The organism is Bifidobacterium apicola (assembly GCF_042846865.1).
Lineage (GTDB): Bacteria > Actinomycetota > Actinomycetes > Actinomycetales > Bifidobacteriaceae > Bombiscardovia > Bombiscardovia apicola.
In genome coordinates this window covers 1883599-1909335 of the sequence record NZ_BAAFQQ010000001.1, presented here as the reverse complement: position 1 = coordinate 1909335, position 25737 = coordinate 1883599, and the positions used below count along the sequence as shown (strand labels likewise).

Annotated in this window: 23 protein-coding genes and 1 riboswitch; of the genes, 12 read left to right on the top strand and 11 right to left on the bottom strand. The window is 59.8% G+C overall.

Going from position 1 to position 25737, the window contains the following annotated elements:
* Positions 1–112: 112 nt before the first annotated feature.
* Entirely contained in the window at positions 113–1294 is a 1182-nt protein-coding gene (locus ACGG9J_RS07945; protein WP_390135154.1) for a pyridoxal phosphate-dependent aminotransferase, read from the bottom strand.
* Between the two features lie 75 nt (positions 1295–1369).
* On the bottom strand, positions 1370–2140 hold the full coding sequence (gene ppgK / locus ACGG9J_RS07940) for a polyphosphate--glucose phosphotransferase (protein WP_390135152.1): 771 nt from the start codon (positions 2138–2140) through the stop codon (positions 1370–1372).
* A gap of 194 nt (positions 2141–2334) precedes the next feature.
* On the opposite strand from ppgK, the gene ACGG9J_RS07935 reads away from it, so the two are divergent.
* From ACGG9J_RS07935 to ACGG9J_RS07920, 4 genes are all read left to right on the top strand, one after another.
* On the top strand, positions 2335–3114 hold the full coding sequence (locus ACGG9J_RS07935) for a nitroreductase family protein (RefSeq protein ID WP_390135150.1): 780 nt from the start codon (positions 2335–2337) through the stop codon (positions 3112–3114).
* Positions 3115–3178: 64 nt separating this feature from the next.
* Complete coding sequence (locus tag ACGG9J_RS07930; protein ID WP_390135148.1) at positions 3179–3952, top strand: histidine phosphatase family protein; 774 nt, start codon at positions 3179–3181, stop codon at positions 3950–3952.
* A gap of 517 nt (positions 3953–4469) precedes the next feature.
* A riboswitch (FMN riboswitch) is annotated at positions 4470–4604 on the top strand.
* The gene (locus ACGG9J_RS07925; protein ID WP_390135146.1) at positions 4589–5215 is read left to right on the top strand and encodes an ECF transporter S component; all 627 of its coding nucleotides are present in this window, start codon (positions 4589–4591) and stop codon (positions 5213–5215) included. Its footprint overlaps the riboswitch before it by 16 nt.
* A gap of 33 nt (positions 5216–5248) precedes the next feature.
* The gene (locus tag ACGG9J_RS07920; protein ID WP_390135144.1) at positions 5249–7681 is read left to right on the top strand and encodes an energy-coupling factor transporter ATPase; all 2433 of its coding nucleotides are present in this window, start codon (positions 5249–5251) and stop codon (positions 7679–7681) included.
* A gap of 417 nt (positions 7682–8098) precedes the next feature.
* On the opposite strand, the gene ACGG9J_RS07915 is transcribed toward ACGG9J_RS07920, so the two are convergent.
* From ACGG9J_RS07915 to ACGG9J_RS07890, 6 genes are all read right to left on the bottom strand, one after another.
* On the bottom strand, positions 8099–10747 hold the full coding sequence (locus ACGG9J_RS07915) for an ATP-dependent Clp protease ATP-binding subunit (RefSeq protein WP_390135142.1): 2649 nt from the start codon (positions 10745–10747) through the stop codon (positions 8099–8101).
* Between the two features lie 102 nt (positions 10748–10849).
* Positions 10850–11836: a DUF3027 domain-containing protein gene (locus tag ACGG9J_RS07910; protein WP_390135140.1), complete on the bottom strand. Its 987-nt coding sequence runs from the start codon at positions 11834–11836 to the stop codon at positions 10850–10852.
* Between the two features lie 68 nt (positions 11837–11904).
* On the bottom strand, positions 11905–12294 hold the full coding sequence (locus ACGG9J_RS07905; RefSeq protein WP_390135138.1) for a cold-shock protein: 390 nt from the start codon (positions 12292–12294) through the stop codon (positions 11905–11907).
* Positions 12295–12380: 86 nt separating this feature from the next.
* Entirely contained in the window at positions 12381–14306 is a 1926-nt protein-coding gene (locus ACGG9J_RS07900) for a sensor histidine kinase (protein WP_390135136.1), read from the bottom strand.
* A 19-nt stretch (positions 14307–14325) separates the two neighbouring features.
* The gene (locus ACGG9J_RS07895) at positions 14326–15084 is read right to left on the bottom strand and encodes a response regulator transcription factor (protein WP_390135134.1); all 759 of its coding nucleotides are present in this window, start codon (positions 15082–15084) and stop codon (positions 14326–14328) included.
* Positions 15085–15088: 4 nt separating this feature from the next.
* Positions 15089–15688 (bottom strand): TPM domain-containing protein, encoded by a 600-nt coding sequence (locus ACGG9J_RS07890; RefSeq protein ID WP_390135132.1) that lies wholly within the window; start codon positions 15686–15688, stop codon positions 15089–15091.
* Positions 15689–15952: 264 nt separating this feature from the next.
* On the opposite strand from ACGG9J_RS07890, the gene ACGG9J_RS07885 reads away from it, so the two are divergent.
* Positions 15953–16246 carry a WXG100 family type VII secretion target gene (locus ACGG9J_RS07885; protein WP_390135130.1) on the top strand — a complete coding sequence of 98 codons (294 nt, stop codon included), beginning with the start codon at positions 15953–15955 and terminating at the stop codon, positions 16244–16246.
* A gap of 203 nt (positions 16247–16449) precedes the next feature.
* On the opposite strand, the gene groL is transcribed toward ACGG9J_RS07885, so the two are convergent.
* The 3 genes from groL to ACGG9J_RS07870 form a co-directional block, all read right to left on the bottom strand.
* Entirely contained in the window at positions 16450–18069 is a 1620-nt protein-coding gene (groL, locus tag ACGG9J_RS07880; protein WP_110452364.1) for a chaperonin GroEL, read from the bottom strand.
* A 302-nt stretch (positions 18070–18371) separates the two neighbouring features.
* On the bottom strand, positions 18372–18575 hold the full coding sequence (locus ACGG9J_RS07875) for a cold-shock protein (RefSeq protein ID WP_015022108.1): 204 nt from the start codon (positions 18573–18575) through the stop codon (positions 18372–18374).
* A gap of 169 nt (positions 18576–18744) precedes the next feature.
* On the bottom strand, positions 18745–19389 hold the full coding sequence (locus ACGG9J_RS07870; protein WP_390135127.1) for a LytR C-terminal domain-containing protein: 645 nt from the start codon (positions 19387–19389) through the stop codon (positions 18745–18747).
* 150 nt (positions 19390–19539) lie between these two features.
* On the opposite strand from ACGG9J_RS07870, the gene ACGG9J_RS07865 reads away from it, so the two are divergent.
* From ACGG9J_RS07865 to ACGG9J_RS07835, 7 genes are read left to right on the top strand one after another with little or no spacing between them, the layout of a single operon-like run.
* Positions 19540–20328, top strand: a complete 789-nt coding sequence (locus ACGG9J_RS07865; protein ID WP_390135125.1) for a uracil-DNA glycosylase — start codon at positions 19540–19542, stop codon at positions 20326–20328.
* A gap of 45 nt (positions 20329–20373) precedes the next feature.
* A complete protein-coding gene (locus tag ACGG9J_RS07860; protein ID WP_390135353.1) occupies positions 20374–21429 on the top strand; it encodes an AAA family ATPase in 1056 nt (351 codons plus the stop codon).
* Positions 21426–22358: a DUF58 domain-containing protein gene (locus ACGG9J_RS07855; RefSeq protein WP_390135123.1), complete on the top strand. Its 933-nt coding sequence runs from the start codon at positions 21426–21428 to the stop codon at positions 22356–22358. Before ACGG9J_RS07860 ends, ACGG9J_RS07855 begins: the two co-directional genes overlap by 4 nt.
* Positions 22355–22888: a hypothetical protein gene (locus tag ACGG9J_RS07850; protein WP_390135121.1), complete on the top strand. Its 534-nt coding sequence runs from the start codon at positions 22355–22357 to the stop codon at positions 22886–22888. Before ACGG9J_RS07855 ends, ACGG9J_RS07850 begins: the two co-directional genes overlap by 4 nt.
* Complete coding sequence (locus tag ACGG9J_RS07845; protein WP_390135119.1) at positions 22885–23958, top strand: vWA domain-containing protein; 1074 nt, start codon at positions 22885–22887, stop codon at positions 23956–23958. Before ACGG9J_RS07850 ends, ACGG9J_RS07845 begins: the two co-directional genes overlap by 4 nt.
* On the top strand, positions 23955–24983 hold the full coding sequence (locus ACGG9J_RS07840; protein ID WP_390135117.1) for a vWA domain-containing protein: 1029 nt from the start codon (positions 23955–23957) through the stop codon (positions 24981–24983). The genes ACGG9J_RS07845 and ACGG9J_RS07840 overlap by 4 nt, the downstream gene beginning before the upstream one ends.
* Complete coding sequence (locus ACGG9J_RS07835) at positions 24980–25531, top strand: DUF6466 family protein (RefSeq protein WP_390135115.1); 552 nt, start codon at positions 24980–24982, stop codon at positions 25529–25531. Before ACGG9J_RS07840 ends, ACGG9J_RS07835 begins: the two co-directional genes overlap by 4 nt.
* Positions 25532–25737 lie beyond the last annotated feature (206 nt).

The following is a 25737-nucleotide window of genomic DNA, read 5'->3' as shown; positions in this document are numbered from 1 at the left end:
CTTGCAATCAGTGGCTCATCATTGAGCCCCACCAATCTCCCCCCCCCCTTCCATGACGGGTGATCATTCCGAACTTATTATCGGAGCAAACTAGGCAAGAGGAGGGTTTTCATCACAACATTTTTTCGATAGCTGAGACGACTGAGTCCACATTTCGTCGGAATTCCAAGGATTTCGGCAGAAGTGACAGGGCCAGATATCCATTGCCTGGCATGTCGAAGAAGTATCCGGGCTGGCCAGTCAGCCCATAGGACCTAATCAGACGTAGAATCAGTTCCTCTTCGTCAATGACCTGGGGAAAGCGCAACAGAACGTTCCAGCCGCCCTCAGGCCTGAGCAAAGAGACGCAGGAATCTTTTTGGCTCAATGCCTGTCTAAGAATCTCAAGATTGCCTCTGACGCGCTTCCCTACTCGACTGGTCTGAGCGGGAATCTCCGACAGCATGGCCTTCATATCTCTGGTGATCAGAAGGCTCATGGGCAGGTAATCATCGGCTATCAGATCAAGATGGTGTTTGGCAGCAGCAACCTGGTCCGAAGGCCCGGAAACCTGGATCCAGCCCACCTTGGCATGTGGGGCTGCCAGGCTCTTCGAAAACCCATCCAGGGCAAAGGTCAGCACTCGTTCCTCTCCTGCCAGGCGAGCACGGCAAGGCAGAGGATCCAGGGGATAGTCGAAGAAGACCTCATCCGCTATGATGGCCAACCCCTGCTGCTGGCAGAGTTCCAATAGCGACCGGCGTTCTTCCGGATGAACATAGGAGCCAGTGGGGTTGTTGGGATTGATAAGGACCAAAGCGCGGATACGGTCACCTTCAGGTCCCTTCAAGGCCTGTCTGACCGTGGCCAGATCAAGGATCCAGGATCCGTCGTAGGAGAGGCGGTAAGGAATTGTCCGAACACATTCCAGACCGGCGATGGATTCAATCAAAGGGTAACCAGGCCTGGGTTCCAGAATGGCGTCTCCCGGGTCGCAAAGAAGCTTCATCAGCCAGGAATATGCCTGGGATGTGGAAGAGAGCAGGTAGAGATCATCAGGATTGACCGCTGCACCGTGATTGTTCTCAATCAATCCCCGGCGCCTGGCCAGAAACTCGGCCAAAGCCTGGCGAGCCGCAAGAGGTCCCCTCGGCTCAGCCTCATAGACTTGCGGCAGGAATGCCGGGGCCAGTCCGAAACGGGTGGGATTGGAATCGTTCAGCCTGTCCAGCTTGAGACCATGGACTCGGGCCTCTGACTCGGCCACGGCAATGCGGTTGGGGCGGTCAGACCCGGTTCGGCGAGAAAAATGCATGATTGCCCAGCTCCTCATCCGATTCAGCAGTCGCCTGAACGCCCCATGCAGGATGGCGGCAGAAAAAGTTCCGCTTCACCCCAGGTGCTTTTGCCGAAGATCAGCCAGATAGGCGGCACCCACGATGCCGGCCTGGTTGCGCAGCTTGGCAGCCACAATAGGAGTCTTGATGTCGATATGAGGCAGGAACTTCTCGCTCATCCGACTGACACCGCCGCCAACGACGAAGAAATCGGGATTGAAGTAATGCTCAAGCAAACGGTAGTACTTGGTCAGGCGATTGGCCCACTTCTTGTAGCTCAGCTTCTTGCGGTCACGCACCGAAGAGGCTGCGTATTTCTCCGCCTCCTTGCCGTCCAGCATCAGGTGACCCAGCTCACTGTTGGGAATCAGAACGCCGTTGTATATCAGAGCAGAGCCGATTCCGGTACCCAGCGTGGTGGCGATGACCAGGCCCTTCTGCCCCTTGGCCGCTCCATACTGCACCTCGGCAAGACCAGCTGCATCCGCGTCGTTGACAACGCTGACAGGCCTGCCGCAAGCCTTGGAAAGGACCTCCTGAACATTGGTGCCTACCCAGGCCTGGTCCAGGTTGGCCATGAAATCGAGCGGCTTGTCAGGCTTTACAGGGGCCGGAAAGGCGATGCCCACAGGCACGTCTGAAGGAACTTCGAAACGGTCCAATAGCTCCTTGACGACAACCCCCACAGCCTCTGGCGTGGAATGCTCAGGAGTCAGAATCTTTTTGCGAGGCTCTGCAAAATCTCCGATCGTCAGGTCAACAGGGGCAGCCTTGATGCCGGATCCACCAATATCCACTCCGAAAGCCTGCGCTGTTTCAATCATTGCTGCTCCTTAGCTGGTCAAAGATGAGGGTCCGAACCGGCACGGTAGCGATTGTACCCCAAACCATGCCTCTGCAACCTTTAAAAGCGGCACAAGCCGGACTACGGGTGGATCCGCTCCTCCGGCCTTGTGCTACCTGCCATCGCCTCCCTATAGAAACTGCACAAGAAAGAATTGAGTGGGATAATGAGGCTATGACCGAACATACACAACTCATCGATGCAGTCAACGTACGCATCACCACCAGAGAGTACGACCCCAAGCCCATTGATCCGGACCTGGCCAGGCAGCTTAACAGCACTTTGAATGCTCTGAACATGCTGAGCGGCCTGGACATGCAGCTGGTCCTGGGCAAGTCTGACGCCTTCGCAACCGACAACGCCTCAGGGCATCTGGCCAACGCAGCAAATTACCTGGCCTTGGTCGGGCCTAAAGACAATAAGGAGAGTCTGGAAAAAGCCGGCTTTTACGGCGAGCGTATGGTCCTTGCCGCCACCCTTTACGGACTGGGGACAGGATGGGTGTCGGGCAGCTGGGACCGTCAGGCGGCCGAGCGCCACTGCCGGATTACCCCCAGCCAGTCGCTTTATCTGGTGGTCACCATCGGCTATCCGGCTGATCAGGTCGGCTATGGCAATCAGGACTTCGACAAGCTTTGCCAACGCCAGAGCGAGCATCGGACCTCCAAGAGCTATGAGGGGCTGACCTCAGCCATGAGCGCGCAGGATCGCCAGGACGCGCCGGAATGGTTCGAAGCCGGCGTTGCAGCCGCCGCCAAGGCACCCTCGGCCATGAATGGGCAGCCAGTGCTTTTTGCCTATGACAAGGAATCTGGAGATGCCAGCGCCACTCTGGATCCCTCGGTCGCCTATGGTTCTGCGGTCGATTTGGGCATAGCCAAAATGAACTTCCAGATCGGGGCCGGAGGCGGCGTTTGGACCTGGGGCAACGGAGGCCATTTCATCAGATCCTAACCAAGTCTGCACCCATAACTGCACTATGGTGAGCCGGCAAGAGGGCCGTGTAGGGTGATGAACTATGAACAATGGAGCATCATCTCAGAATCCTCATCATCAAATGAACACCGGTGAAGAGTCCGTGACCCTTTACCTGACCCGGCATGGCAGAACCACGGCCAATGTCATGCACATAATGCAGGGCTGGTCCGATTTCCCCTTGACCAGGCAGGGCCGTGAGGATGTGCTCCAGTTCGGTAGGGGCCTGCGGCCCATTCGTTTCCGTGCGGCCTGGAGCGGCAATCTGAACCGCCAGTATAAAACGGCGCGTCTGGCTCTTGACATGTCCGGCAATGGAGACCTGCGTGTGGGCGTGGACCCCGATCTGCGCGAGGACAATTTCGGCAGTTTCGAGGGCCGGGACGAACGCACCACTCTGGACCAAGTCTGCGCCGCCATGGGATTCAGGGACTTTGCTGCAGCCAAGGCAGCCTACGGCAGAAACATCCCCATCCATATGCAGGACACCTTCCATCGGCTGGATGCCTTGGACGTTTTGTCCACAGGACTGGAAGAACAGGACCGGGCTGAGACCACGGCCCAGGTTCGCAGCAGAATGATCGGCGCACTGACGCGCATCGCCCAGTCTGCCATCGAAGAGGGCGGCGGGCCTGTCCTGGTGGTCTCCTCCGGCATGTGCCTGCAACAGTTCCTGGTGGCCATCGACGACCACTGCACCATCCCTGACATGGACAACACCGCGGTCACCAAGGTCGTCTATGGGGATGACGGCTTCCACCTGGCGGGACCAGTCAGTTCCATGGAGTACTTCCAGGCAGGAAGGCAGGAAGAGTAGCAGGCAGATTTGTATAGACGCGCTGCATTCCCCCAGCTGGTCGGCCCTTGAGGGGCTCCATAGATCTCCAATCAGGATCGTGCGATATCTGTCGCGAACCCAACCATCCTTTCTATGCTCAGCGCGTCTTCCCCGTCACCGACCTGATAGCGGATGTAGACCGAAACGTCGCCGCAGTACTTACAAACCAGGTCATCGGCTGAGCGAAAAGAGCTGCTGGTCAGTATTCTTCTGATCCATTCCAGATCATCCGCTTGGGATTCGTCACCTTCAGCATCCCTATCACCGTTTTATCCAGCCAACGCCGGATGCACAGCTTCATCCGCGCACAGCAACGGTCTCCCATCCTCGCCTGGCTCCAACCTCCTTGCAGCATTGCGAACTTTCGACAACCGTATATTCGTTGTGCATGGCAACAGTTGTATGAGAGACGGTTTTATTTTCTCCTGGCTTGTCTGGAAATGCACCAGCAGCGAGAGGGAATTGACCATTACAAGGACCACAGCTATATTGAAATTGTCAGTTTCAGGGAAGGTGAAAGTCCTTACTGGCGGTATCCGGCTGAATGCCGGGAGCCCGCGACCCGCGCAAGCGGTGGATATCGGTCAAAGTCCGAAGCCAACGGTTACAGTCCGGATGGAAGAAACGAGGCCCTCTATGAGCATGCCCAATTCTCATTCACACACCACTGCAAATAAGGACACGCGCTTCAACGATGTCCACTCCACAGGTGCAGGCGGTTCAGGACGCTGGTCGACCAAGCGGATCGCGGTTTACGCGCTCTTCGTAGCCCTCGCCATGGTTCTGAGCTTCTTCTCCTTCCCGATCTTTCCTGCCGCCCCCTGGCTCAAATACGACCCCTCAGGCATCGTCGTCCTGGTATGCGGCTTTGCTTTTGGTCCGGCGGCTGCCGCCATCATCTCCATCCTGGGATTCGTCCCGCACCTGTTCACCAACCCCTTCGGCGCTCTGATTTCGATGATCGTGGCCCTGGCGCTGAGCGTGCCGGCAGCCTTGGCCTACCGCAGGATGCACAGCCGTAAGGGGGCAGTCATCGGGATCGTCTCCGGCGCCATTCTGGGCGTGATCGCAGCCATCCTGTGCAACGTGGTGATCACCCCCTTCTACGCGCACATGTCCATGGCCAAGGTGGTCGCCATGATCGTGCCGATCCTCCTGCCCTTCAACCTGATGAAATTCGCCATCCACGGCGTGGTCACTTTCCTGATCTACAAGCCCATCTCCACGTTGATCAACAAGTAGGCTAGGGCGGTTCGGAACGTCATGGGAGCATCCATGGCCCAATCCACAGTCTCGGATTCAGCGGGTTCAAAGGCAACAGTCGCCCGTCTCAGTCAAGTCTCCTTCTCCTATGACGGAGGCCAGACCTGGGCCTTGGACCAACTGTCCATGGAAGTGCATGCAGGAGAGCATCTGTGCATTCTGGGAGCGAATGGTTCCGGCAAATCTACGCTGGGAAATATCCTTTCAGGTGCGACGGCACCTGACCACGGCCAGGTCGAGCTTATGGGCCGGGCAGTCTGCTCCGATACCCCGGATCAAGGCCGACAGATCGACACAGAGGCCTACCGACAGGCACGGCGGAGCATTGGCATGGTCTTTCAGAACCCAGAGGATCAGATCGTGACCACTGTCGTCCAGGACGACGTGGCTTTCGGACCTGAGAATCTGGGCCTGCCCCGCCAAAAGATGCTCTCCTGCGTGCCAGCAGCCCTGAACCAGGTAGATCTACAGACACGGATGAATGACGATCCCACCCGCATGTCTGGCGGACAGCAGCAACGCCTGGCCCTGGCCGGCAGCCTGGCCATGAATCCAGGCATGATGGTGCTGGATGAACCTGGAGCCATGCTCGATGCGGCCGGCCGGCAGGAGATCCAATCAATCCTCTGCCGGCTGACAGCCCAGGGCACAGCTGTCGTCCACATCACCCACCTGCTCGAACAAGCCAGACGGGCTGATCGGGTTCTCGTGCTTGACCATGGGCGCATCGTGGCCTCTGGAAGACCTGATCAGATTCTGAACAGGCAGGATCTGCCTGCCCTTGTTGGAGAACCGGACCGAAATCCGCTGACCCGCAGCAGGGCATTAGATACGGACGCGAAGACCACGGCCGACAGACGGACCGACACCATGGTCAAGTTGTCGGACGTCTCTTACAGCTTTCCCGATGCCGGCAGCAAAGCCCTCAGCCAGGTGAATCTGGAGCTGGCGGCAGGACAGACCCTGGCCATTATCGGGCGCAACGGATCTGGCAAGTCCACCTTGACCAGACTCATCTGTGCGCTGGCCGCTCCCGACAGCGGATCCATCCAGGTGGCCGGCCTTCCCCTGGCCGGACCCGACCGGCCCAAGGCCAAGCATCTGCGACGCCAGAATCTGAAGCTTCTGCGCCAAAAAGTCGGCTATGTCATGCAATATCCCGAACATCAGCTTTTCGCGGATACTGTTGCCCAAGATATCGCCTATGGTCCGCACAACCTGGGCTATGGGCCCGAACAGGTGCAGCAGCGCGTGGATGAGGCTATGAAGCTTCTGGGCATTGGAGATCTGGCCGACCGCTCCCCCTTCGACCTCTCGGGTGGTCAGCGGCGCCTGGTGGCCATTGCCGGAGTCGTAGCCTGCAGCCCGCAACTGCTGGTTTTGGACGAGGTCACCGCCAGTCTCGACCCCCAGGCCTGCGCACGCATCATGAGACTGCTTCAAGTGCTCCACCAGCGTGGAATCACTATCGTTATGAGCACCCACGCCGATCGGGAAGCCCTGGATCTGGCCGACCAGACCCTGCTTCTGGAGCATGGAGAAACACTGGCCTATGGACCTACTACTGAAGTAGTGGAGCGCTACCACCAACTGCTTGCAACAGATGCAGGGCAGAAGGAAGTCGCTGGCAAAGAAACTACTGGCAAGAAAGCGGATTGCACTCAAGCCGACCAGAAACCCCTCTCCTTGCTGGCAAGGCTGGACCCGCGAGCCAAGCTGGTGACTTTCCTTCTAGCCATGTTCACTGCTTTCGCCATCTCCACACCAGCGCAACTTGTTCTGGCGCTGGTGGTCACTGTCGGTCTCTTTGCCGCCGCCCGGGCCCCACTGCGTTCCATTTTGAACTCGGTCAAGGGTTTTCTGGTCCTCATGCTTCTGCTGGCCCTGTTCAATCTTTTGGTCACACAAACAGGCCGCAGACTGGCTGCCTGGGGCCCATTCGTACTGACTGCTGGCGGCATCTGGGTGGCTGTACTCTATGCCTGCCGCTTCATGCTGATCATCTTTCTGGGGGCCCTCCTAGTGGAGACCACCACCCCGACACAGATGACCGATGCCTGTGAATCCCTGCTGAGCCCACTGTCCAAGCTGGGCATCCACACCAATGAGATCGCCCTGGTTCTTTCGCTCGCTCTGCGTTTCATCCCCACCCTGGGACGTGAGGTTCAGGCCATCGTGGAAGCCCAGGCCGCCCGTGGCGGATCCATCGAGTCCGGCTCGCTCTCGCAACGCCTGCATGCGGCCATAGCCATTACGGTCCCCGTCTTCGCCGGAGCCCTGCGCCACGCTGATAACCTGAGCAAGGCCCTCGATGCCCGTTGCTATGAGGGCAGCCGTCAACAGCGCACCCACTACCGCCTGCTGCGACTGGAAAGAATAGACATCCTGTTCATCGCACTCATGGCCATCTATCTGCTAGCCCTGCTTCTGCATCCCCTGCTCTGAGATGCCCGGTTAGGTCAAGCAATTAGGCCAGTTATTCTTTCAACGTCCTCAAAGGCTCTTCCGTGCCGCGCCCAAGTGTTTCTCTACACAAATGCCTGATTCATCGGCTGTTTGACTAAACAAGTGTTATGAATGCTGGGTTGGGAACGCTAGAGCCAGTCACCGTCAATGTCAAAACTGCTATATGCCGGCATAAGAAAATGGGCGAGTTTCTCGACGGACCCGTAAGGCAAAAACAAATGTCAAGCTCATGATGCCAATGGACGTCACTAACTCTCAGTGATCTCTCAGGAACAACACCGCAGAGATCAGCACAAATTCTCGGTAGCACAAAGTAAGAGGGGCTGGAACACAGTCCATGTGCTCCAGCCCCTCTTCAGTCAACCGTGTCAGACATTGCCGACAGGATACCGTATCTCAGTCATTGTCAGTCGGACTCTGACCGGACTGTTCAGATCCTTGACCATCTTGGCTCCGGCTGTCGCTCTCGCCTGTTGATGGACGGTCAGCCTCGGAAGAACCCACCGAAGCGCCGACCAGTTCGGATTTCTGGTCCTGTTCATCGACAGAGCTGGCCGCATGTTTAGGCCCCTCAAAGGGCCTGCCCGTGAAAGTGAATTCGCCCAGGATACCTTCGCCTTCGGCATCGACCTGGACAGATTCATTATCCGTAAGGTCGCCCATGAGGATCTTCTCGGAGACGGCATCCTCAATATCCCGCTGAATGACGCGGCGCAGAGGACGGGCACCCAGGAGAGGATCGAAGCCCTTTTCAGCCAGCAGATCCTTGGCCTTGTCGGTCAGATCCAAGGACATATGGCGCTCGAAGAGACGATCGTTAAGCTGAGCGATGTCCAGATCGACGATCTGACGGACCTGAGGCTCGGTCAGCTGCTGGAAGACGATGATGTCATCCAGGCGGTTCAGGAACTCAGGCCTGAACTGCTGCTTGAGCTCGCTGGTCACCTGGTCTTTCATCCTCTGGTAGGAGGTCTCGGTATTGCCGCTCACGTTGAAGCCGGTATTGGCCGCCTTGGCGATGTCGCGGGTTCCCAGATTGGTGGTCAGGATGATGATGGTGTTCTTGAAGTCCACCAAGCGACCCTGCCCATCGGTCAGATGACCGTCGTCCAACACCTGCAGAAGGGTGTTGAAGATGTCCGGATGGGCCTTCTCAATCTCGTCGAAGAGCACCACGGAAAATGGCTTGCGCCTGACCTTCTCAGTCAGCTCGCCGCCCTCTTCGTATCCTACGTACCCTGGAGGGGCTCCGAAGAGGCGAGAGGTGGAGTACTTCTCGGAGAACTCGGACATATCCACACGGATCAGGGCATCCTCATCATCAAAGAGGAACTGGGCCAGAGCCTTGGCCAGCTCAGTCTTGCCCACGCCAGTGGGACCAGCAAAGATAAAGGAACCTGCGGGACGCTTGGGGTCCTTGAGGCCCACACGGGTACGGCGGATGGAACGGGACAGAGCGGATACGGCTTCATCCTGTCCGATGATCCGCTTGTGCAGCTCCTTCTCCATGCCCAGGAGCTTCTTGGACTCGGCCTGAGTCAGCTTGAAGACCGGGATGCCGGTTGTCGAAGAGACCACCTCAGCAATCACGTCCTCGTCGACAACCATCTTGACGTCGGACTCGCCCTCGTGCCAGGCTTTCTCCTTCTCCTTGCGCTCGGCCTCCAGCTTCTCCTGGCTGTCACGCAGTTGAGCGGCCTTCTCGAAGTCCTGGTCCTTGATGGCCTGGTCCTTCTGGGTGGAGATGCGATCCACCTTGGCGTCCAGCTCCTTGAGCTCCGGCGGAGCGGTCAGCCGCTTGATGCGCAGACGTGCGCCGGCCTCATCGATCAGGTCGATAGCCTTGTCAGGCAGGTTTCTGTCCTGAATGTAGCGCGCAGAAAGCTCAGCGGCCGACTGCAGGGCCTTGTCGGTGATAGTGACGTGGTGATGATGCTCATAGCGGCCGCGCAGCCCCTTGAGAATCTCGATGGTCTGGGCAATGGTGGGCTCAGAGACCTGGATGGGCTGGAAGCGCCGCTCCAGAGCCGCATCCTTCTCAATGTACTTGCGATACTCGTCGGTAGTGGTCGCTCCGATGGTCTGCAACTCGCCGCGGGCCAGCAGCGGCTTGAGCATGTCAGAGGCGCCCAAAGCACCGTCGGCCGAACCCGCCCCAACGATGGTGTGAATCTCATCGATGAAGAGAATGATGTCTCCCCGGGTCTTGATCTCCTTGAGCACCTTCTTCAGACGCTCCTCGAAATCGCCCCGATAGCGGGAACCGGCCACCATGGAGCCCAGATCCAGCGAGTAGACCTGCTTGCCCTTGAGCGTCTCAGGCACATCGCCTTCATGGATCTTCTGCGCCAGACCCTCGACTACGGCGGTCTTGCCTACGCCAGGCTCGCCGATCAGCACCGGGTTGTTCTTGGTCCTCCTGGACAGGACGACCATGACCCGCTCGATCTCGTTAGCGCGGCCGATGACGGGGTCCAGTTTGCCTTCAGCGGCTTCCTGGGTCAGGTTCCTGCCGAACTGGTCCAGGATGGCCGAACCGGTCTGTCCGCTCTTGTTGGAAACGCCGCCGGCATTGGCCAGATCGCCCTTGCCAGCGTCGCCGCCTTCATGGTTGCCGCGAATCATGTCAATAGTGGCAGTCCGCAGATCGCCCAGATCCACGCCCATCTTGATCAGCACCTGGGTTCCGACACCCTCACCCTCGCGGATGAGGCCGAGGAGGATGTGTTCGGTGCCAATATATGAGTGACCCAACTGGAGAGCCTCGCGCAGCGACAACTCCAGGACCTGACGGGCATGCGGCGTAAATGGGATATGTCCATTGGGAACCGCGTTGCCCTTACCGATCATCTCTTCAACCTGTTTGCGAGTGGCATCAAGCTCTACACCCTTGGAGGCCAGGGCCTTGGCGGCAACACCGTCACCCTCCCTGATCAGGCCCAGGAGGAGGTGCTCGGTGCCGATGTAATTGTGCTGCAGGGTGCGGGCCTCTTCCTGCGCCAGCACAATCACCCGCCGCGCACGGTCGGTAAACCGTTCGAACATACTTGTCCTTCCCTTTGATCCGTAATTCACTCTACAGATTTGCGGTGACGTTTATTCTCGGCCCGCCGGTGATTGCGCTATGAACGCAACAAGGCCTTGGAATCATTCCTCTGAGCCGTCTTCTGACTGCATCTGCTCCATGAGTTCCACCTCAGGGCGCTCATCGCGAGGTTGCTGTCTGACCACATCAATATGAAGATCGTCATAGGCCGGCTGGGACTGGACCCAGAGATGGGATTCCTCCTGAGGCTCGATCTCGGAATGCTCGCCGCAGCCGTGATCCAGGGAGACCACGCGCCCATCATCCGGGCTCCAACGATTGGCACACACGCCGAACATGGTCCCCAGATCGCCTGCCAAAGGAATCATGAAGCCGCAGGTTTCGCAGGCCTTGCCCTTGGCTGTCCGGGTCGACAGGGACTTGGGACCGTGCTGACCTTCGTACCAGCGCTTGGCGGTGGCAGTCCTGGCCTCGACGGTCATCAAGTGCCGACGGCTCAGGGCGAAACGGTCGACGGCCTCATCCAGGTCAGCGGTCGCAGTCTGCGTATCGGCAGAAGCATGGTCCTTCGATTCCTGTTCGTGAACCTCTCCCCCCTGACCTGACGGGTTTACCAAATGGAAGACCGCGCCATCGGTCTCCTGCTCAGTCCCGTCACCAACGACCGAACCTGATTCGTTCAGGCCTTGCTCATTGTCTTCGGGATGCCGAGGCCCAGCTTGCACAGGCTTGTATCCTGCTGTCAGCCTAGGGTCGTCGGGATCGGTTCCCATGGCATCGGTCACGCTCAGATCCGAGGGCAGCAGGCGATCCTTCCAAGGAACCCATGCCGGGGGCTGCAGGGCCGCATCGGTAGGCACCAGCGACGATTCATCCACAGTCCAGGTATCGGCATCCTCATCATGGTAGAGAGTGACCGACCACTGCCAGCCCTCATAGCCCTTGATGGCCGAGGCGAACCGGTAGTCCCAGACTCCACCCCCGATCATGGTGCTGCCGACCAATTCACCGACCTCATCGCTGTCGGCAGCCACGCTCAGAGCCACTTGCCTGGCCAGTTCCTCAGGATCCAGGTCCTCTTGAACCATCTATCACACCTTCATCATCAGTGGGACCGGATCAGACCGATCCACGTCGGATTCTTCTCGCCGTCCGCTCATTCCGGCACGTCGAAGTCATCAGCCACAGCCCTCAGCAGGGTGGCCAGCTTGGCAGACTCAGCCCGACCCGGATAGTGGTGCCGACGCAGTCCATTGCCGGCAGAATCCAGCAGCTTGATCAGATCCTCCACGATGGCGGCCATATCGTCCGGATCGGGTCGCTTGGCACGCAGAATGGAGGGGGTCGGTCCCACCAGCTTCAGATCCAGGGCCTGGGGGCCCTTGCGACCCTCGGCCACCGAGAATTCCACCCGGGATCCCTTGCGTATGGTGGATACACCGGCAGGCAGGGCTGATGAGGGCAGGAAGACATCCCCACCTTGTTCGTCCGTGATGAACCCGAACCCCCGCTTGGCGTCGTACCACCGTACTCTCCCGCTGGGCATGCTCTGCCACTTCCTTACGTTGCTTCTTGAACAGGTATATCCGAGATCAGTTTACCTGACCGGGACGGGCAGGACGACTCTTCTTGTCATAGGCGTACGGGACGATTTGCGGCAGGGTTAGTCTGAATCTCAACGCGCCCCTGATCCACGCTGATGCCCTGGGGTATGACGATGGTGAAGGTCAAACCGCCCCCCGGAGTCTGCGAGGCACAGATGAATCCTTGATGGGCCTTGACAATGGACTGGACAATGGCCAGACCTAGCCCGGTGCCGCCCTTCTCCCTAGCCCTGGACGGGTCGGCGGTATAGAAACGCTCGAAGAGCCTGGATCTGGATTCCTCCGGGACGCCGGGCCCGTGATCAATCACACGGATGATGGCGTAGTCAGTGCCGACATGGCTGTTCTGTGCTACCTGGATCGCCTCAGTCAGGCGTCCCAGGGAGGAGTCGGTGGCCTCCAACCGCATCAGATCCGCTGGAGCGATAGTTGCCTTGACGAGTCCCAATCCTACCTGGACCGGCGAATCAGACGGAGTGTAGCGATGGATATTGCCCACGATGTTGGTAATCACCTGACGCAAGCGGTTGGGATCGCCGGTCACCTGTACCGAGGGCAGGGGGCCCTGCTGAATATCCAGGCTGACCGCTGGACCCAGATGCCCGCCCACCGTGATTTTCTCCTTGCCGCGCCCCCTGAGGCCTGACAGTCCTTTGTTGGCCGTGACTGGCATCACCTGGGAGGCAGGCTGATCCTCGGTATGCAGACAAACCTTTCCTGTAGCCACCTGCCTGCCCAGGTCCAGCGCATGCAAGTCATCCACCCCGTCTCGCACCAGTCCGGTCAGGTCGACCGGCAGAGTCGGGTCGATCCCCCGGCCCTCATCCAGACGCGCAAGCGAAAGCAGATCCGTGACCAGGACCGTCATCCTGGTGGAAGAGTCCTCGATGTGCTGAATGGACTTGTCTGCCCGCTCCAGAGCCCCTGGATAGTCGCGCTGCATCCTGTAGAGCTCTGCATAGCCGTGGATGGCGGCCAGAGGAGTACGCAGCTCGTGGCTGGCATCCGAAACGAACTGTTTCATCTTCTCGGTGGTCTGGCGCTGCTCTTCGAAGGAATGCTCGATCCGCGCCAGCATGGCGTTCAGAGATGCTGCCAGGGAACCCACCTCGGTATTCTCCGGGAAGCTGGGAATACGTTGGGAAAGATCACCGGCCGCTATCTTTGCAGCCGTCTTCTCGATGCGTTTAAGCGGAACCAGGGTGGACTGGATCAGCAGAACCGAGATGATGCCGCCCAGAAGGACCACCACGGCAGAGATGACCATACAGAAAGCGGTCAGATCGTGCACAGCCTCATCCTGGTCGCTCATGGACAGGCCGATGAAGAGCACGCCGCTGATTTCGGAACCGTCAAGTTCATTGCGCAGCTTCCACTGCATGGCCACCACTCGCCAAGAGGCCTTGGCTCGCTTCAGATTGTCGCGGTCGGGAGAGGCTTGTTTAGAAATCCGCACATAGGCTGGCACCGTGGTCGGCTGTCCCAGAGGTATCGAACCCAGGCTGCCGTCGGCTGGCAGACGGGGGCGGGAGACGACCCCGTTGACCTGCATGGGGTTCAGATCGTCCGAGATGATGTGCAGGTCGCCGTCGCGGATCTGCAGGAAGTAGTCTGTGGGCCCCAGGCCGTTCTTGCTTAGATCCTCCTGACGCAAAAGGGTGGCATTGCGGATGCCCAGGTTTGCCTGGCGGATCAGCTGAGAGTCCGTGCGCTTCATCAGATAGTCGTCAGCCATCTGGCAGATTGCCACCGAAACGCCCACCGTGCCCACGATGAGCAGGATGAGCATGCTGGCCACAAGTTTGGTGCTCAGGGGAATGGCAGCCAGCGGCGACCTGGGCATGGGCCGGCCGCTCGGCTTACTGGAGCCGGCTGCCTTGCCGGAGTCCGGACCCATGAAAGATCCGGACCTGTCAGCCGACCTCAGGTCAGGAGCGGCAGACGGTTCTGCCATGGGAGTCGGCCCCTTGGGGCTAGTCGCCATCGCCGCCGTCCAATGCGTTCTGCCTGGGTGCACGGATCATGTAACCTATGCCCCGTTTGGTCTCGATCAGCGGGGTAACCTTGCGCTCCCCGCCCTGGCCGTCGCTGATGGTGATGCCATCCACCTTCTTGCGCAAGTAGGATATGTAGGATTCCACGATGGCCGCATCGCCGCCCCAGTCGTACTGCCAGACATGGTCCAGAATCTGGGCCTTGCTGAGCACGCGTCCCTCATTGTCCATCAGATAACGCAGCAGCTTGTATTCGGTCGGACTCAGGTCGATGGGTCTGCCGGCCCTGGTGACGTCGTGCGAATCCTCGTTGATCTCCAAATCGCCCACGCGGATGATCGGGTCGTCTTCCTGGTGCTCGCGTGTCCTGCGCAGTATGGCCTTGATCCTGGCCACAACCTCCTCCAGGCTGAAGGGTTTGGTCACGTAATCATCGCCGCCCACAGTGAGTCCCATGACCTTGTCCTGGGTGTCGTCCCTGGCAGTCAAGAAGAGCACCGGCGCATCGATTCCCTCCTGACGGATACGTGAGGTGACCGTAAACCCATCGATGTCGGGCAACATGACATCCAAGACGATCAGGTCCGGCTGGATGCGCTCGATGACCTGAATGGCCTCGGAGCCGGATGCTGCGGTCTCGACCGCAAAGCCCGCGAAGTGCAGGGAGGCCACCAGCAGATCCCTGATGGACGGTTCGTCGTCGACCACGACCAGTTGTGCTTGCGTCGGTTTGCTCATAGCTTCAGCTTGCCGTGTCTTTCTGGGTATTGTCTGATAGTTTGCTGACCGTCTCTGTCGGGCGTGGAACCTTCTTAGCAGAGCTGGACTTGCGATGGTGAGCCCCGCTTCGGCTGCTGCGACGCCACCAGATCGCCACGGCTACGCCCAGAATGACTATGGCCACAGCCGTCACCGAAAGAGCGATGATCATGACCCTGTGATGCCGATGGTTTTGATCCAGGGCCTTCACCTGGGTCATCATGGCCTTGGCCGAGCCTACCCAGTCGGGATTGCGGCCCTTGGTGACCGGCTCCAAAGCAGCCTGCGAGAGCTGATCCACGCTGGATTGGTCCTTGAGCCAATCCTGCGAGTTGCTGGAGACCGCCACGACCAATTTGCCGTCCTGAGAGGCCACGGCCAGCATGACCGTGTCGTTTGCAGGCTTCATCGATTCGAGTACCCGAGATGCCCAAGTCTCTGGTTTAACGCCTTCATAGAAATGCGGCAGGTAAAGCAGTCGGACCGATACACCAGTTTGTTCTGCGGTCTCCTTGATCGCATCCTTTACGGATCCCACGTCCGAACCCAGCAGATTCTGCGGATCGGCGATCGTGTCTGTCATGGTTCCGGCTCCGGTTTCAGGCTCATCGGCAAAAGCCATGACCGGCCCAAGAATGCAGACCGTCAAGACCATCAAGAGCAAGAAAGCCAGAACCCGCCTCATGGACGAAAGGAAGGCAGCACTCGTCTTGTGGTGGAGGGGAACTGGTTCGACCACATCTGCGCACGGACGAGGCAACTGCGAAAACACTGTCATAGTGTCCACAGTAGCGGTTGATGGCTTTGAACTCCCCCACCATCACCGCCATTCACGGAAAGGACAACCATGACACGGTTCCAAGTTGATTCGGATCAGATACAGATGGCCTCCGGCGCGGTCAGCGGCTCGATAGGTGCCATCAGAGATGCCGTGGCTGGAATGTACGCCAATCTGGACAACCTGCAAAGCGTCTGGCAGGGTTCGGCCGCCAGCCAATTCGCGACAGTGGCCCAGCAGTGGCGCGCATCTCAGGCCCAGATGGAACAAGCGCTTGAAGGCATCCAGGCGGCCCTGACCCAGGCATCGGCTCTCTATGCGGACACAGAAGCCCAGGCTACCCGCCTCTTCGCCGGAGCCTAAGCATCAGGCCGATGCATGCATTCAGATTCCGGCTGGTTCACCATTGGCAGACATATGCCAGATCCAGAAAACCCAGACAGGGAAAACCAATGACGCAATAGCAGAAAACAAAACAGGGGGCCTGCGCACCATTGTCCGGTGCACAGGCCCCCTGTCCTTGGTGATCCGCCAAGATCAGCCGGAAAGCCCGACCGATTCAGGGATCAGTAGCCCATGTCGCCCTGAGGCTGGCCGGCAGCAGGTGCCGGAGGCTCAGGCTTGTTGGCCACGACAGCCTCGGTGGTCAGGAAGAGCCCGGCGATGGAGGCCGCGTTCTGCAGCGCGGAGCGGGTCACCTTGACGGGGTCGGCCACACCGGCCTCCAGCAGGTCCTGGTACTCATTGTTGGCAGCGTTGAAGCCCTGGCCAGCAGGCAGCGAACGAACCTTGTTGATGACCACGTCACCGGAGACGCCGCTGTTCTCGGCAATCTGCTTGATGGGGGCCTCGATGGCGCGGAAGACGATGGATGCGCCGGTGGACTCATCGCCATCCAGCTTGACATCCTTCTCGGCCTTGGCAGCAGCCTGAACCAGAGCCACGCCGCCTCCGGGCAGCAGGCCCTCTTCGATGGCGGCCTTGGCGTTACGGACAGCATCCTCGATGCGGTGCTTACGCTCCTTGGCCTCGACCTCGGTGGCTGCGCCGACCTTGATGACGGCCACGCCGCCGGCCAGCTTGGCCAGCCGCTCCTGCAGCTTCTCACGGTCGTAGTCGGAATCGGTATTCTCGATCTCGGTGCGGATCTGGCCCACACGAGCGGATACCTCATCCTTGGAACCGCCGCCCGAGACGATGGTGGTCTCATCCTTGGAGACGATGACCTTCTTGGCGGTGCCCAGCACACTCATGTCGATGGAGTCCAGCTTGAGACCGAGCTCGTCGGAGACCACCTGTGCACCGGTCAGAATGGCCATATCCTGCAGCATGGCCTTGCGGCGATCACCGAAACCAGGAGCCTTGACGGCGCAGGAGTTGAAGGTGCCCCGGATCTTGTTGAGAATCAGGGTGGGCAGCGCCTCGCCGTCCACGTCCTCTGCCACGATCAGCAACGGCTTGCCGGTCTTCATGACCAGCTCTGCGATGTGGACCACGTCCTGCTGGCTGGAGACCTTGCCCGAGGTCAGCAGAATGTAAGGATCATCCAAAACGGCGGTCTGGTCGTCGTTGTTGGTGACGAAGTAAGGAGCGATGTAGCCCTTGTCGAAGCGCATGCCCTCCGTGAACTCCAGGTCCAGTCCGAAGCGGTTGTTGTCCTCGACGGTGACCACGCCGTCCTGACCGACCTTGTCCAGAGCCTCGGCGATCTCATTGCCGATCTCGGGGTCACCTGCAGAGATGGTGGCGGTGGCAGCAATCTGGTCCTTGGTCTCGACTTCCTTGGACTGGGCCACGAGCTCCTTGACGATGGCGTCAGCAGCCTTCTCGATCCCGCGGCGCAGAGCGATGGGGTTGGACCCGGCGGCCACGTTCTTCAGACCCTCATGGACCAGGGCCTGAGCCAACACAGTAGCGGTGGTGGTGCCGTCTCCTGCCACGTCGTCAGTCTTCTTGGCGACTTCCTTGACCAGCTCGGCGCCGATGCGCTCGTAAGGATCCTCCAGGTCGATCTCCTTGGCGATGGAGACGCCGTCGTTGGTGATGGTCGGTGCGCCGTAAGACTTGTCCAGCACCACATTGCGGCCCTTGGGGCCCAGAGTGACCTTGACCGTGTCGGCCAGCTTGTCCAGGCCGGCAAGCATGCCCTGACGAGCTTCCTCGTCATACTCGATGATTTTTGCCATTATTGCTTCCTCCGTCATGGCTTGAGGTTTCATGACCCACCGTCGGCGTGGAACGGAACTCGACCGTCAGCTGTCGTGTTATCACTCCCGCACCTCGAGTGCTAATTCAGCAGATTAGCACTCGACGGGGCCGAGTGCCAACCCCAAGGGAAAATACGCTGCAGGCTGTATGCCGTATCAGCAGCGATGGCAGGCAATCCACACTGTGCATATTCCTGGCGCAGCACCCGGAGATGGGCAAAGCGCGCAAAAAAGGACCCCGGAATGACCGGGGTCCCCATGACGAATACAGAAGACGACAATCAGAGCTTGGTGACCTTGGTTGCCTGCAGGCCCTTGGGGCCCTGCTCCACCTGATATTCGACCTTATCTCCCTCATCAAGGGTCTTGAATCCATCGGACTGAATGGCTGAGTAGTGCACGAACACGTCCTCGCCGCCATCGTCGGGATTGATGAACCCGTAACCCTTGCCAGCGCTGAAGAATTTCACAGTGCCTTGTGCCATAACTAACTTCCTTAACATAGGTGCCGCGTCACAACAGATACGAGACTGACCGCATCTGCCTGGTCGGCAAGGTCAGTTTAGGCCCATCGTTGGAGCAATTGCAAAACGCCGGGCCAAAATTCGGGATGTTCTACCGTCGTATTTTCTTCATAGTCCGGCTGCTCGAACCTCACCGCATGAGGATGGCTTCAACCGGAGTGGAGGCCACCGAGGACTGCTCCACTTGAGTGATGCCCAACAGGCTGGCCACCTCTTGGGCGGTGCCCTTGTCGGCCTCATCGCGGTAGCGCACTGTGCTTACGCCAGGCAGGGCACTTTGCGGGTTGGATGCTGTGACCGCAGTGTAACCGGCATTGATCAGAACCTGGCGCTTCGTGCCGGCATACCCGGTGATCCTGGTTCCATTGATGACTGCGACCTGAGTGCCATGGTTGACCACAGGAGCCGGACTGCTACTGGAGGCGCTTGCTGAAGGCGACTGGGAGGACGGCTGAGTCGTCTGCTCCTGGGAGGCCTGGTCAGTAGGGGCCGCGCTGCTTGAAGCAGAGGAGGACGGTGACCGCTTCGGCAGATGGCTGCTGATGACTCGGGAAGCCTCAGTGTGCGTCTGCTGCCAGGGAAGGGAGCCGCTGACCGCAGCCCATACGCCCAGACCGCACAGCACAGCCAAGACAACCACCAGCAGGTAGGGCAGAACTCTGACCGACAGGGAACGAGGCCCGCGATGCACACCGACCGGCCCCTTGGGAGGGTTGTCAAACGCATCATGAACCTGGGGGCGCGCCTGCGTCCCATTGTCGCGCGTGCTAGCCATGAACTCTCCTCCGCTCCACCGGATCCTGGACCATTATAAGTAATGCGCCGCCGGGTCAACATTCAACTGACCATTCGACATCCTCCGCCGACACTGGAATGGCCGAGGCGGCGCTGACCTGCCCATATGACCAAGCGATATAGTGACCTTATGAACAGCAGCCAGCCTATTGCCGCAACCTCCCCCGCGCCGGCGAACGGAACCGTTACCAACCCTCAGACCATAGCAGGAGGCCAGGGCCGGACCCACCGCAAACCTCTGAGCGCCCTGGTGGACCCGGGCTGGGCCCGTGCACTGGCACCCGTCGAACCCAACATTCACCGGATGGGAGACTTCCTTAGAGCAGAGCTGGCCCAGGGGCACCGCTATCTGCCTGCCAGCAAGAACATTCTGCGCGCCTTTACCATCCCCTTTGACTCCATCAAGGTCCTGATCGTGGGCCAGGATCCCTATCCGACGCCCGGCCATCCGGTAGGCCTGAGCTTCTGCGTGGACCCTGCAGTCAACCCCATTCCCGGCTCCCTGCGCAATATCTATACCGAGCTGAGCGCCGATCTGGGCCTGCCCACGCCTTCCAACGGCGATCTGACGCCTTGGACCAGGCGAGGGGTCATGCTGCTCAACCGCTGCCTGACTGTACGGGTGGGCAAGCCTGCCAGCCATCGGAACAAAGGCTGGGAGGAGATTACCGACGCTGCCATCCGAGCTCTGAACGACAGACGAGACCAGGAAGGCAAGATCCGGCCCCTTGTGGCTATTCTTTGGGGACGGCAGGCCCAGAGCCTGGAGCCTTTGCTGACCAACGCGGCCATCATCAAATCCCCGCATCCCAGCCCCCTATCGGCCCGGTACGGCTTCTTCGGATCCCGCCCATTCTCCAAGGCCAACCAAGCACTGGAGGCCATGGGCGCCCAGCCGGTGGACTGGTCTCTGACCTGAGTCCTGCTGGCTGAGTCGTCAGGAAATGCCGTTACCATGTCTGCTATGGCATTATTCCCACCTCGACCCAGTCAGTCCCCATCTATTCAGCCCGGTAAGGACCGGCAGGCTCCGCCGATCAGCCAGGATGACCTGCAACGTTGCCGTCAGTTGGCCGACCGGATCCGGACGCGCTTTTCAAGGACTCTGGTAGGTCAGGAGAACCTGCGCGAGGCCCTGATCCTGACGCTGGCGGCCTCTGGACACATCCTGATCGAATCCGTGCCCGGCCTGGCCAAGACCACTGCCGCCCAGACCCTGGCCACCTCGGTCTCTGGCAGCTTCAAGCGGATCCAATGCACACCCGACCTGATGCCCTCGGATCTGGTTGGCACCCAGGTCTACGACTTCTCAACGCAGCGCTTCTCTACACAGCTGGGCCCAATTCACGCCAACTTCGTCCTCCTGGACGAGATCAACCGCTCCAACGCAAAGACCCAGTCGGCCATGCTTGAGGCCATGGCCGAGGGCGCGACCACCATCGGCGGCCAACGCATAGCCCTGCCTCAGCCCTTCATGGTGATCGCCACCCAGAACCCCATCGAAGAAGAGGGCACATACAACTTGCCCGAGGCACAGATGGACAGGTTCATGCTCAAGGCAGTCATGACCTATCCCGATGCCGACCAAGAGACCCGAATGCTGCAGATGCTGACAACTCGTGGCACCGACATGCCCGGAAAGGACGATAGGGACGCCCTGACCATCGCCGATGTGGATTTCCTGAGGCAGAAGGCCCGGCAGGTCCACGTAGCACAGCCCATCATGCGATATGCAGTTGATCTGGCAGCCACCAGCAGGGGGGCTGGATCGCGGCCCATCCAAGGACTGGCCGAGCAGGTGAGGCTGGGAGCCAGTCCGCGCGCTTCCATCGCACTGGTGCGCATCGGCCAGGCCAGAGCCCTGCTGACAGGCAGGGATTACGTCATTCCCGAGGACCTGAAAGACTGGGCCCATTCGGTGCTTCGCCACCGGATCCTCTTGACTTTCGAAGCCCAGGCCGACGGCATCAGCAGCGACGATATCATCGACCAGATCGTCGACACGGTGCCAGTGCCATGAGTTTTCAACGCCCATATCGCGACCCGGTCCGCAGACGGATCGAGTCCTTGGACACCAGTCTGCGGCTTCCCACAGTACGCAGGGCCTTGGGTCTGTTGGAGGGCGAGCACTCCTCTGGCCGTCGCGGCGGCGGAGATGAGCGTGCCGACATACGCGCCTATGAGTTCGGAGACGAAACCCGCATGATCGACTGGCACGCCAGCGCACGGGTGGGCCGGCCCATGGTGGTGGAGCGCGAGCGCCTGGTCACCAGCAAGGTCTGGCTGCTCCTGGATGTCGGCCGCGAAATGTCAGGAACATGCTTGGATGGGGAACAGGCCATCCAGGTAGCCGCCAACGCCCTGTGCATGTTCGCATCCCTCTGCCTGCGCCGCAGCGATGAGGTGGACCTGGTCCTGGTCGATTCATCCGCTATTCGCCGCATACCCTGCCAGGGCGGCTTTGCCCGATTCGAGCAGACCCTTGATCGGGCCCTGGAGTCGCCGCTGGATCAGCCGCGCAACCTTGAAGCCCTGTTGGGCTATGCAACCGGTATCCAGGACCGTCAGGCGATGCTGGTCATCGCCACTGACCAGTCAGCATTGAACGTTGACCTGATGCCTACCATCCGCCGTTTGGCCACCACCCACCCCTTGAATCTCATCGGAGTGGAGACCATGAATCCTTTGCGCCAGCATCCTACTATTGGATCAGTAACGGATGCGCCCAGCGGACGAAAGATCCCAGCCTTCCTGCGCACCGCGAACGGGACGCGGTCTGTAGACCTGCACAGGCGCTATCAGATCGAGGCGTTTGAAAGGGAGCTGTCCAGAGCCGAAGCCTCGCTGATTCGGGCCGACTCCAGCACAGCCATGTTCAACAGATTCATCCGCCTGCTTTCAGCCGGCCGACCGGGCATTCCCAAACGACGGACGGTGATGGCGGCATGAGCGATGTCGTCATGATTCGTCTTGCGTCTGGCCATGGCCGAATCAAGGTCATGCCCACCATGACCCAGCCCGTCTGGCTGCTGGCTCTGACGGCGACAGCCATCGTACTGACCCTGGCCCTGGCTGCAACGGCCATTCTCCTGCCCAAGTTCCGTCATCAGCAGGGGGAGCATACGGTCCAAGCCAACTCCGACTCCCGCGATGCATGGCGCCAGCGGATCGATCAAGTGGCGGCCCAGTACGACAATGGCCATCTGGACCGCGACCAGGCCATGACGGCGCTCGCCGCCATCGCCCGTGGATTCGCCTCCCGCTCCTGGAACAGTGACATGAAGGCCAAGACTCTGGCTGAAATCAAGGACCAGCCCCGCACGCCTAGCACCCGTCAGGGTCTTGACCTGCTTCGGCAGACCATAGATGCCCTTTACCCGCCTGAATTCGCCCTCCCCCGGGTCAGCAGAGGGACCGACGCCACGGTGAATCAAGCAGCCGACTGGGTGCGGGATCTCATTGAACGGTGGCCGCGATGAGCATAGGCAATCTCTTCTGGCGATGGCCTTGGCTACCGGTTCTGGCTTTGGCCCTGGCCCTGGTGCTCAGCCTGCTGGTTCGTATGGCCCATCGTCGCAAGCCGAATCAGCAAACGGGAGCCCGCATCTGGACCTTGAAAAGCGACCTGGACACCGAGGAGGGCCATGAAGCCCTGCGACGCTGGCGAGGGTTGAACCGTCTGGCTGCAATCCTGCTCTGTCTAGCCCTCCTGATGGCTCTGAGCCTTGCTGCAAGGCCCGCCCGGGTCGATCGGACATTGGAGAGCGCCCATAACCGCGACATCGTCCTATGCCTGGATGTGTCCGGCTCCACTCTGCCCTACGACAGGCAGGTGATCGCCTCCTACCTTGATCTGGTCCGCAACTTCCGAGGCGAACGAATGGCACTGAGCATCTTCAACTCCACCTCGCGCACCGTCTTCCCCCTGACCGACGACTATGACATGATCACCGCCGAATTGAGCAAGGCGCGGCGGATCCTGGACGGAGTGCAGTCCCAGGACCGCATAGACGCCATGAGCGGACGACAGTACCAGGACATCAGCGATTGGCTGGAAGGCACGCAGAACCGCCGGGACACTACTTCCCTGATCGGTGACGGGCTGGTAGGCTGCGCTGCGCTCCTGCCGCAATTCGCTACCAAGAACCAGAACGGATCGGCAAAGATCAACCAACGATCAAGCTCACTGGTCCTGGCCACCGATAACGTGGTCTCCGGCAAACCCACATACACCCTTGAGGAGGCTCTCAGACTGACCTCGGCTGCTGGAATTGCGGTGGATGGGCTTTATTCGGGTCCTGACCAGGGCACCGAGGATGAGAGCACCAAACAGATGCAGCGGCTGATCGAGGCCCGCGGCGGCGTCTTCCTGCGACGCCAGGACGGGAACTCCATCAACGCACTGGTCCGCCAGATTGAGCATCGACACGGAGCCGACTCTCGCCAGCAGGAGCAGTCCAGCCTGGTGGATGCGCCCGGCTGGTGGACCTTGGCCCTGGCTCTGGCACTGTCGGGTTATCTGCTCCTGGCCTGGAGGCTGAAGCGATGAACATACTCAAGTCCCTGACCTTTGAGCCTGCCCTGGGCTGGGTGGTCGGCGGCCTTCTTACGGGTCTGCTTTTGCTCCTGGCCATCGCGCTGGTCATCCATGGACTGCGCAAGGGGCAGGATACGGATGCTGATCGTTGGGCTCTGGCCCGGCGCACCGCCATGGTCCTGATCCTGGCCCTTATGGTCCTGACCCCCAGCACAGTCAGCAAGACCACCAACAAAGCCGTAAACGCTACGGATGTCTTCATTGCGGTTGACGTGACCGGATCCATGGCGGTCAAGGATGCCGGATATGGCGATCAGGGAGGAATGAGCCGGCTGGAAGCGGCCCGGGCAGCCGTCCACGACCTGACACGCATCTACCCCGATGCCTCCTTCTCGGCCCTGAGCTTCGGCGCCTCGGCTAGTGTCGACCTGCCCCTGACCCCCGATGTGCGGGCTGTAGACAATTGGGCCAGAGGGCTCACCACAGAGCCAACATCCCGATCTTCCGGATCCAGCCTGGATGCTCCGCTGAATCGCCTGAGCCTGGTCTTGAAACAGACCAAGGACCGGCACCCCGACGATCGAATCCTTCTCTACCTGATCAGCGATGGCGAACAAACAGGACCTGATGAGCGACGATCCTTCAGCGTCCTCAGGGAGGGGCTGGATGAAGCCTTCGTTCTGGGAACCGGCTCGGCCAAGGGCGGGATGATTCCCCTGAGCGCTGATGCCGGCGTAAATGATGTGGACGGCTGGGTGACGGACCCTAAGACCGGCCAGCCGGGCATCTCAGCCATGGATCCGAAAACCCTCAAGGCCATCGCCGACGAGGTGAGCGGCCACTACCAAGCACTGGCCAAGGGAGCCACCGTGCGCGAAGGTGCTACGGCTGCGGCTTCCAAGCGCTACCGGGTGACCAAGGTCGACCAGGTCCGCCTTCATGTCACCCCGCTGGTCTGGCCGCTGGCACTGGTGGAGCTGGTCCTGATCCTGATTGAGGCAGGACTCTGGATCCGCACTTCGAGGAGACTGTTATGAGTAGAAAGCCCAAGCAAGGCGCAAGAAGCGGACACGGCCCGCGTAGGCGCCTGATTCTGGCTGGATTGGCTTTGATCGCAGCCCTAGCCGGAGCCTGGGGCTTGATCAATATCAAAGCCATCGCCACCTATAACGAGGCCACGCGCACGCTGAGCACCAACGTTCAGCAGGCCCAAAACCCACAGGCCGATCCGGCGTCCATCAAAGCCTTGCAGGAGCAGGCTGAAAGACTTTTCGCCCAGGTCGAACGGCCAGGAGCTCTGATTCTGCCACAGACCCGGCAAGCTGCGCAGGCCAACCGGGCAGCCAACGCTGCGCTGACCAGCCGCACAGAGCGTCTGCTCAAGAAGCACAAGTCCGGACAAGGCCAGAATGGACAGAACGGGTCCGACAAGGGTTCCTCCTCAGGGCTGACCAAGCAACAGGAGGCCGAGGTAGAGGATCTGCTTAAGCGCAACCAGCAACAGAGTGAACCATCTGCCGCCCCCACGCCGACAGGCAAGGAGAGCGACAACAAGGCTCAGGAGAAAAAGGTCAAACCTTGGTGACCGGTCGCACATTAGCCTTTCGCATGAGTTTTCACCGCTTCCTTTTCCCGCAGAGTCGTTCTAGGCAGACGAATGACTTCCGGCTATCGGACTGACAAGCATAGAATGACAGGCTTTTAATGGTGAATCCGTCCCCATCCAGACGAAGCGGGCCTCATTCGTCCACATAGTTCTATGGGAATCATCGCAAGATGACCGTCATGATG

Bases quoted from the DNA above. Each gene is read 5' to 3' on its own strand.
- ACGG9J_RS07945 (WP_390135154.1), bottom strand. From the start codon at position 1,294: ATGCATTTTTCTCGCCGAACCGGGTCTGACCGCCCCAACCGCATTGCC.
- ppgK (WP_390135152.1), bottom strand. From the start codon at position 2,140: ATGATTGAAACAGCGCAGGCTTTCGGAGTGGATATTGGTGGATCCGGC.
- ACGG9J_RS07935 (WP_390135150.1), top strand. From the start codon at position 2,335: ATGACCGAACATACACAACTCATCGATGCAGTCAACGTACGCATCACC.
- ACGG9J_RS07930 (WP_390135148.1), top strand. From the start codon at position 3,179: ATGAACAATGGAGCATCATCTCAGAATCCTCATCATCAAATGAACACC.
- ACGG9J_RS07925 (WP_390135146.1), top strand. From the start codon at position 4,589: ATGGAAGAAACGAGGCCCTCTATGAGCATGCCCAATTCTCATTCACAC.
- ACGG9J_RS07920 (WP_390135144.1), top strand. From the start codon at position 5,249: ATGGCCCAATCCACAGTCTCGGATTCAGCGGGTTCAAAGGCAACAGTC.
- ACGG9J_RS07915 (WP_390135142.1), bottom strand. From the start codon at position 10,747: ATGTTCGAACGGTTTACCGACCGTGCGCGGCGGGTGATTGTGCTGGCG.
- ACGG9J_RS07910 (WP_390135140.1), bottom strand. From the start codon at position 11,836: ATGGTTCAAGAGGACCTGGATCCTGAGGAACTGGCCAGGCAAGTGGCT.
- ACGG9J_RS07905 (WP_390135138.1), bottom strand. From the start codon at position 12,294: ATGCCCAGCGGGAGAGTACGGTGGTACGACGCCAAGCGGGGGTTCGGG.
- ACGG9J_RS07900 (WP_390135136.1), bottom strand. From the start codon at position 14,306: ATGGCAGAACCGTCTGCCGCTCCTGACCTGAGGTCGGCTGACAGGTCC.
- ACGG9J_RS07895 (WP_390135134.1), bottom strand. From the start codon at position 15,084: ATGAGCAAACCGACGCAAGCACAACTGGTCGTGGTCGACGACGAACCG.
- ACGG9J_RS07890 (WP_390135132.1), bottom strand. From the start codon at position 15,688: ATGACAGACACGATCGCCGATCCGCAGAATCTGCTGGGTTCGGACGTG.
- ACGG9J_RS07885 (WP_390135130.1), top strand. From the start codon at position 15,953: ATGACACGGTTCCAAGTTGATTCGGATCAGATACAGATGGCCTCCGGC.
- groL (WP_110452364.1), bottom strand. From the start codon at position 18,069: ATGGCAAAAATCATCGAGTATGACGAGGAAGCTCGTCAGGGCATGCTT.
- ACGG9J_RS07875 (WP_015022108.1), bottom strand. From the start codon at position 18,575: ATGGCACAAGGCACTGTGAAATTCTTCAGCGCTGGCAAGGGTTACGGG.
- ACGG9J_RS07870 (WP_390135127.1), bottom strand. From the start codon at position 19,389: ATGGCTAGCACGCGCGACAATGGGACGCAGGCGCGCCCCCAGGTTCAT.
- ACGG9J_RS07865 (WP_390135125.1), top strand. From the start codon at position 19,540: ATGAACAGCAGCCAGCCTATTGCCGCAACCTCCCCCGCGCCGGCGAAC.
- ACGG9J_RS07860 (WP_390135353.1), top strand. From the start codon at position 20,374: ATGGCATTATTCCCACCTCGACCCAGTCAGTCCCCATCTATTCAGCCC.
- ACGG9J_RS07855 (WP_390135123.1), top strand. From the start codon at position 21,426: ATGAGTTTTCAACGCCCATATCGCGACCCGGTCCGCAGACGGATCGAG.
- ACGG9J_RS07850 (WP_390135121.1), top strand. From the start codon at position 22,355: ATGAGCGATGTCGTCATGATTCGTCTTGCGTCTGGCCATGGCCGAATC.
- ACGG9J_RS07845 (WP_390135119.1), top strand. From the start codon at position 22,885: ATGAGCATAGGCAATCTCTTCTGGCGATGGCCTTGGCTACCGGTTCTG.
- ACGG9J_RS07840 (WP_390135117.1), top strand. From the start codon at position 23,955: ATGAACATACTCAAGTCCCTGACCTTTGAGCCTGCCCTGGGCTGGGTG.
- ACGG9J_RS07835 (WP_390135115.1), top strand. From the start codon at position 24,980: ATGAGTAGAAAGCCCAAGCAAGGCGCAAGAAGCGGACACGGCCCGCGT.